At 43.1% G+C, this 5,509-nt stretch carries 5 protein-coding genes and 1 tRNA gene; 1 reads left to right on the plus strand and 5 read right to left on the minus strand.

The window, feature by feature from the left end:
- Positions 1 to 232: hypothetical protein (locus U9Q77_02280; GenBank protein MEA3286192.1), on the plus strand; the 232-nt coding region annotated here is incomplete at its 5' end.
- A 53-nt stretch (positions 233 to 285) separates the two neighbouring features.
- Here U9Q77_02280 and U9Q77_02285 read toward each other — a convergent pair.
- The 5 genes from U9Q77_02285 to U9Q77_02305 all read right to left on the minus strand — a co-directional run.
- Positions 286 to 774, minus strand: a complete 489-nt coding sequence (locus U9Q77_02285; protein MEA3286193.1) for a hypothetical protein — start codon at positions 772 to 774, stop codon at positions 286 to 288.
- A 16-nt stretch (positions 775 to 790) separates the two neighbouring features.
- Positions 791 to 1,948, minus strand: coding sequence for an XRE family transcriptional regulator (locus tag U9Q77_02290; protein ID MEA3286194.1), 1,158 nt, complete (start codon positions 1,946 to 1,948; stop codon positions 791 to 793).
- A gap of 353 nt (positions 1,949 to 2,301) precedes the next feature.
- A tRNA-Val gene (locus tag U9Q77_02295) sits at positions 2,302 to 2,376 on the minus strand.
- A gap of 956 nt (positions 2,377 to 3,332) precedes the next feature.
- Positions 3,333 to 4,259, minus strand: coding sequence for a DMT family transporter (locus U9Q77_02300; protein ID MEA3286195.1), 927 nt, complete (start codon positions 4,257 to 4,259; stop codon positions 3,333 to 3,335).
- Between the two features lie 91 nt (positions 4,260 to 4,350).
- The coding region (locus tag U9Q77_02305; GenBank protein MEA3286196.1) for a T9SS type A sorting domain-containing protein at positions 4,351 to 5,509 on the minus strand (1,159 nt) is incomplete at its 5' end.

Below are 5,509 nucleotides of genomic sequence, written 5' to 3' on the forward strand. Positions count from 1 at the left end.
ATCAGAATATACAGAGGAATCTGAACTAAGTGTGACATCCGATGGTACAATAGAACAGGGGTTTAGCGAAATCCTGGATGGTGAGGCAACCACCTATACAATCAAGCTCGGCAAGCATACAAAGACCATTTACGCCCACTTTGGCTACCCAAATCGTTTGCGTTGGTTTTATAATCTTGTTTTGGATGTTACTGGTGTTTCGGAAATAATTGAAGATTGGGTTGAGGATTGACTGCCTTTCAAACTATTTGGATTCAGCTGACGGATGCGATTGTGGGGCTACTCTCAAAATAACTTCAAAAAGTCATCTCTTATCGAATCATTAAAGTACGGGTTGTACTCAACTATTTGCTTTACGATTGATATACCATCTTCCTTCAATATTAACTGTTTATCACATAATTCGTAGATTACTCTGAATCCTCTTATGACGGCAATATTCTCTCTTGCTGCTTTGGCAATCATCTTCCTCTCGCCAGTTATGATTCCAAATTGGTTTTGGCGCGCGGTTTCAAACACACAGTGATCTTCAAACGACATTGAAGGTTCAGCGTTTGCCAAATTCAGACAGTTTTCCAATATGTCAAATTCTGTTTCACGCAAATTCAACCCTGACTCACTGATGCTCAGTTCATCAATTTCCTTGATTTCACCCACAATCATATCGAGTACCTCTACAGGCGCAACATTCTGAGAGTATTCTTCTAAGACATTTAGATTCCCTGTATTCAGAAAATCTATAAGAACATTAGCGTCTATAAGAAGGGGTGACATTTGTCTACGTCAATACCTATATCCAACAGGCTGCCATCTGGTTGAACTCGGTGATTGACAGCTTTAACATCTTAGCCGCCTTGCTCACACTAATGTTTTCAGATTCAATAGCCTTGCGAATTAGGGAGAGATATTGTCCATCGCCGAACTCACCTTTATCGAGGTTTTCTGGTTCTTCAGAAATTTTGCTTTCTGGTTCATATGATCTGAAATTTTTCCGCTGTATTCCAGATGGTTCAGCATGTTTTGATATACTTCTACCAAACTGCCGTTTGTATCCAGCATAAAACATTACCCAAATATTTCTTTTACCGTCTAATTCCTCATTTATTCTGTAAAGAATGGTCTTATAGGAGACGTTAAATATTCTTTTTACTCGCAGTACGCGATTTACAAATGGCATACCATAGTAATCTTCCCAAACTTTTTGGAATGCTTCTTTAGGCACTAAAAAATGTGAGGCAAAGATATTGGCTTCCAGCTCTTCGTTATCATTTTCACTTTCGACTGCTGAATCATAGGCACTTTGATGTAGTATTAAATGACCAAGTTCATGCGCGACAGTAAAAATCCATCTCTCAACAGAAATTCTATCATTGGTATTCACAACTATGGCTGGACCACCATCCTTTTCGCCCACACTTAACCCAAAAAATTCTGATGAGTTCAATTTCCTTTCATATACCTTGATGCCTTTGGATTCAACGAGATTACACACATCATATATTTTTTCATCATTCTCAAGGCCAACAAACTCTCTGGTGAGATTCGCTGCTAAAATGATCTCTTCTTTTGAGCTTGGTTGTTTACCTAATTTTGAAATAATCTTGGGAATGCAGCTTTGAGTTTTCTCTCCTGCAAAAGATTCTAATAGGTTGTAGTTATTCAACCAGTCTGCAACATCGACTAATATATTATCTCGCCTCTTCATCTTATTATTTGCACGGAAACGAACAGATTCTAAAGATGGAGCTTCGCGTAGTAATTCATACATATTTACATCTAAGGCGTCGGCTATTTTTTTTATATTAGCTATTCGTGGTTCTGCTTTTCCCCGCTCAATGTTACCTATAGCAGGAATGCTTAATCTGGTTTCTTCATGGAGAATAGATTGGGTCCAACCTTTTTCCATTCTAAGACGCCTCACATTCTGTCCAATGTGTTGTTTATCCATAGTCCTGTACCCTCATAACTATCTATACTTTTAATTCTTGCTGGTATATTAAGTTCCCGATAATCTAGAAACAATAAGTATTAATATTTATCTAACTTGAATATTGATCATATTTAGCCTGCCCATTTTAGCCTGCCCAACGTGTTTAGTGTCAATCAGGGTCATGTTTTGTCATAGTTGAAGGGTTTTCAAGAGTGGTGAAAGCTACTGGTGTTCCTATCCTTGGAGAGCCTCAGGAAGACACACTTGAATGGAGAGGACAAAGGCCTGGAAGGCTCTATCCCTTATATACTACCAATCTCTATAAAAAAGAATAGCCCCCAGCCACCGAAGTGGCCAAGGGCTTGGGGGGGTGGGCGCTGAGGGACTCGAACCCCCGACCCCCTGCTTGTAAGGCAGGTGTTCTAAACCAACTGAACTAAGCGCCCCTTTGTCAAAATGACTCCTTAAATCATTGTCCCTCAACTCCGCTCGGGATGCTGGACAAGAAAAGTGTCTGAGCGTCTCGTCCGGCGTAGTGTTAACGTAGACGGAAGCGCCCTTGTTGTCAAAATGACCCTTGAAGAACCATTCCTCGACTCCACAAGGAGTGACGGATTGGTATGAGCCTGAGCGTCTCGTCCGGCGTAGTGTTAACGTAGACGGAAGCGCCCTTATTGTCAAAATGACCCTTGAAGAACCTTTCCTCGACTCCACACGGAGTGACGGATTGGTATGAGCCTGAGCGTGTCGTCCGGCGTAGTGTTAACGTAGACGGAAGCGCCCTTGTTGTCAAAATGACCCTTGAAGAACCAATCCTCGACTCCACAAGGAGTGACGGATTGGTATGAGTCTGAGCGTCTCGTCCGGCGTAGTGTTAACGTAGACGGAAGCGCCCGTGTTTCAATTAGGAATTATGAATTACAAATGATGAATTCGTGGATTCATATTCCCCATAACTGTCAAAGCTGAATGATTTCAGCGCAGCGAATATACATGGTGAAGCTCTTGTTGCAATTTTTTTTCTGAAATCATCAGGAATCACTCATTTCCTGCCGTTTTTCTTTCCGTTTCCGGGGTTTATTCTTTTTGACACCTCTCTACGCTCTACAATCTGCGTTGGGCGATCTCAGCCTCCAGAGTATGCTTGGCCATGGAACCTCCCCCCCTCTTACAGAGGACCTCCCCAAGGGGAGGAATATGGTTGCTTTTAACTTTTAACTTTTAACTTTGACGATCTCGCAAAAAGTATCTGAGAATTCATAAAATGTGCCCTAAAACCATTAAATACAACCATATATAGTGAATACTCCTAAATCCATATATATCAACACTTTGCGTCATTTCGATGAACTCAATACAACGCTCTGCGCGCGAGAGGGACTTTCTGCGAAGGCGTCAACTCTTAACTTTTAACTTTTAACTTTTGCTTCTGCGTGACCTGATAGATCGCAATTAACATAACGGATGCCCCCGTAATCTGGCTCCAGGTCAAGGCGTGATCAAAGAAAACCCAGTCAATGGTGACGGCTGAAATGGGCCAGAACATTTCCAGAATGGTAGCCTGACTAGCTTGCACCTTCTTCAAACCAAAATAATAAATGGAGAGAGCGACTGTGCCAGAAGACAACACGATCGCGACTAAAAAAAATACCTGCTCTGAATTCAATCCGGGAAATGTCTCAATTCGCACAAATAATAACAGGTATAGACCGCTTATTGCTGTGGTAAGTCCCAGTCTCAGTGGCGTAATGATCCGTGAATCCAATTCTCGCAAGCTGTATTTACCCATGACCGTGGAAGACCCCCAGGCAAAAGCTGCCCCCACAGCTAACAATCCGGCATACACATTCTTACCACCATCCTGCCACTGTGGTAAAATATCGGGAAAAGCCACAAAATAGCTGCCCACCAAAGCCAGGGAGGCCCAAAGATAGAAGCGGCCATTGAAGCGCTCTTTGAGAATAATACGCGCCAAAAAGATGGCAAAAATAGGTTGCAGTTTTTGCAGCAGCACTACAATCGAAAAATTGATATAGTTGATATAGCTTAAAGCCTGGGTGTAAGCTAAGGTCCCTAGCAATCCCCCGAAAAAGGAGATCCAAAAAATAGATACCCAAGTCTTCCGGTTGAGCTGCTTGATACGAGGCCAGAACTTGATCAGCCAAGGTAAAGTGACCAGCAGCCCCAGGGCATGTTCAGCAAAAACGATGAACATACTGGGCAAACTGTAAAGAGACTGACGCAGGAGTGCATCCAGCGACCAGAGGAAAGCAGCAAAAACAATGGCTGCCGGACCAGCATATTTCCAGTTAAAGAGTTGCTTTAACATACTTGTTTATGAGCCATTTTCACGGGATGAATATAGACTCTTTATTCCCGAGAAAGCTTAAAACCTTTGCCTGAATACGATTAATACTGAGCTACTTCAAGTAGGTGATCTTCTTCCATTCACCAATAACAGCCCCATCGCTGGTAAGCTTTGCAAAGTATATCCCGGCTGCATGTTTACTGTCCGGATGCCAATTGAGTGTACCTGAAGCAGTCACTTGAAGTGTCTCAACAACCGCACCCTTGATATTGGTGATCTGCAAGGTTCCTTTGGTGCCACTTGGCAATGAAAGATCAAACCTGATCTCGGGGTTGAACGGGTTGGGAAAAGCGGCTGCAATTCCAGGTTTTCCCGGAAGATTCAAGGTGTTGTCAATGACCCCAGTGGCACTTAGATCCAGCCATAGGAGCATTCTATGGATCAGGTCAGCTCGGATGCTATCAGCGGCTCCACTAAAACCCGTTAGAGCTTCCAAACCAAAGCCCAGGAGAATCGTTGAATAGGTTTGATCCTTCACTGATATCCCACCAGTTAGATTTCCCACAAATGGATACACAAATAGCGAAGAACCACCTGCCAGAACAGTGAAAGCATCTGGTGATGTTTGATTGTTGGCAGCTGTTAAATTTGAGATCGAGTAACGATCAACAACTTCCATCAGCTCATGTTCCGCATCACCATAGACATAGGCGCTAGTAACCTGATCAGAGGCCAGCTCAGCAGCGAAATATTCACTTAAGAAATCTTCAAGATTACCATCTCCGCTGCTAATGTCCTGGCCAGTCATCAGGACTTTCCCCCCGTCTGCCAGATAATCCGAGATCAACGTGATCTTCAGATCATTTAGAGGTGCTTCATGATCACCTGAATACCAGATGATCCTGGAACTGTGTTGCAGCCACTCCAAAGTGGGTAGGCCGTTGGCGGCAATATCCCATGTGGTATGTACGATCCCGGCAATTCTCAAGGCTTCACTATAGTATGTTTGATAATCACCGATCCCGCTAATAACCTCATCATCATCAATGATCGCAACCTCCGGGGAACCCATCATCAGGATCAGGTCGTGACGATCCGGTTCCAGAATTTCATCTGAAGTAAAACCAACATCAAAGGTCACTATCTGAGGGGTCAAGGTATCATGTACATCAAACTCAAAAGGTAAATTGGAGGTACCCGTGGCCATAAAACCAATGGGATTAAAATCGATGAGCTCTTCATAGATATCAACTGGAGCCCCGTTGGCAGAT

This window comes from Candidatus Neomarinimicrobiota bacterium, from assembly GCA_034716895.1.
Taxonomy (GTDB): domain Bacteria; phylum Fidelibacterota; class UBA8477; order UBA8477; family JABMPR01; genus JABMPR01.

Bases quoted from the DNA above. Each gene is read 5' to 3' on its own strand.
- U9Q77_02290 (MEA3286194.1), bottom strand. From the start codon at position 1,948: ATGGATAAACAACACATTGGACAGAATGTGAGGCGTCTTAGAATGGAA.
- U9Q77_02285 (MEA3286193.1), bottom strand. From the start codon at position 774: ATGTCACCCCTTCTTATAGACGCTAATGTTCTTATAGATTTTCTGAAT.
- U9Q77_02300 (MEA3286195.1), bottom strand. From the start codon at position 4,259: ATGTTAAAGCAACTCTTTAACTGGAAATATGCTGGTCCGGCAGCCATT.